General features: G+C 53.0%; 1 rRNA gene (cut by a window edge). It reads right to left on the bottom strand.

Annotated elements, in window-relative coordinates:
• Positions 1 to 103 precede the first annotated feature (103 nt).
• Positions 104 to 1,681: ribosomal RNA gene (locus I2483_RS14240) — 23S ribosomal RNA — on the bottom strand (it continues 1,354 nt past the right edge of the window).

Raw genomic sequence — 1,681 nt, 5'->3', positions numbered from 1 at the left:
TAATTGCAAGTACTTTTTTTAATGAACGGTACTTATTCGCTCAAAACTGAATAAAACAGACATTGTGCTACACAGAATCAGGGTAATCAAGCCCTTTTCAAAATTGGTTAAGTCCTCGATCGATTAGTATCCGTCAGCTCCACACGTCGCCGTGCTTCCACCCCAGACCTATCAACCTCATCTTCTTTGAGGGATCTTACTTACTTGCGTAATGGGAAATCTCATCTCGAGGGGGGCTTCATGCTTAGATGCTTTCAGCATTTATCCCGTCCATACATAGCTACCCAGCGATGCCTTTGGCAAGACAACTGGTACACCAGAGGTATGTCCATCCCGGTCCTCTCGTACTAAGGACAGCTCCTCTCAAATTTCCTGCGCCCGCGACGGATAGGGACCGAACTGTCTCACGACGTTCTGAACCCAGCTCGCGTACCGCTTTAATGGGCGAACAGCCCAACCCTTGGGACCGACTACAGCCCCAGGATGCGATGAGCCGACATCGAGGTGCCAAACCTCCCCGTCGATGTGGACTCTTGGGGGAGATAAGCCTGTTATCCCCGGGGTAGCTTTTATCCGTTGAGCGATGGCCCTTCCATGCGGAACCACCGGATCACTAAGCCCGTCTTTCGACCCTGCTCGACTTGTAGGTCTCGCAGTCAAGCTCCCTTATGCCTTTGCACTCTACGAATGATGTCCGACCATTCTGAGGGAACCTTTGGGCGCCTCCGTTACTCTTTAGGAGGCGACCGCCCCAGTCAAACTGCCCGCCTGACACTGTCTCCTGCCCCGATAAGGGGCATGGGTTAGAAGTCCAATACAGCCAGGGTAGTATCCCACCAACGCCTCATCCGAAGCTAGCGCTCCGGAATCCAAGGCTCCTACCTATCCTGTACAGGCTGCACCGGAATTCAATATCAGGTTACAGTAAAGCTCCACGGGGTCTTTCCGTCCTGTCGCGGGTAACCTGCATCTTCACAGGTATTATAATTTCACCGAGTCTCTCGTTGAGACAGTGCCCAGATCGTTACGCCTTTCGTGCGGGTCGGAACTTACCCGACAAGGAATTTCGCTACCTTAGGACCGTTATAGTTACGGCCGCCGTTTACTGGGGCTTCAATTCGAAGCTTCGCTTGCGCTGACCTCTCCTCTTAACCTTCCAGCACCGGGCAGGCGTCAGCCCCTATACTTCACCTTGCGGTTTTGCAGAGACCTGTGTTTTTGCTAAACAGTCGCCTGGGCCTATTCACTGCGGCTCTCTCGGGCTTTAACACCCTACCAGAGCACCCCTTCTCCCGAAGTTACGGGGTCATTTTGCCGAGTTCCTTAACGAGAGTTCTCTCGATCACCTTAGGATTCTCTCCTCGCCTACCTGTGTCGGTTTGCGGTACAGGCACCTCCCGCCTCGCTAGAGGCTTTTCTTGGCAGCGTGAAATCAGGGACTCAGAGAATAATCTCCTTGCTGTAACAGCTCAATGTTATAGGAACGGGATTTGCCTCATTCCACACCTCACTGCTTAGACGCGCATGACCAACAGCGCGCTCACCCTATCCTACTGCGTCACCCCATTGCTCAAACGGCGGGGAGGTGGTACAGGAATATCAACCTGTTGTCCATCGTCTACGCCTTTCGGCCTCAACTTAGGTCCTGACTAACCCTGAGCGGACGAGCCTTCCTCAGGAA

This window comes from Sporosarcina sp. E16_3 (assembly GCF_017347125.1).
Taxonomy (GTDB): domain Bacteria; phylum Bacillota; class Bacilli; order Bacillales_A; family Planococcaceae; genus Sporosarcina.
Note: the sequence above shows the minus strand (reverse complement) of the source record. Positions and strands in the feature narration are given on the sequence as shown.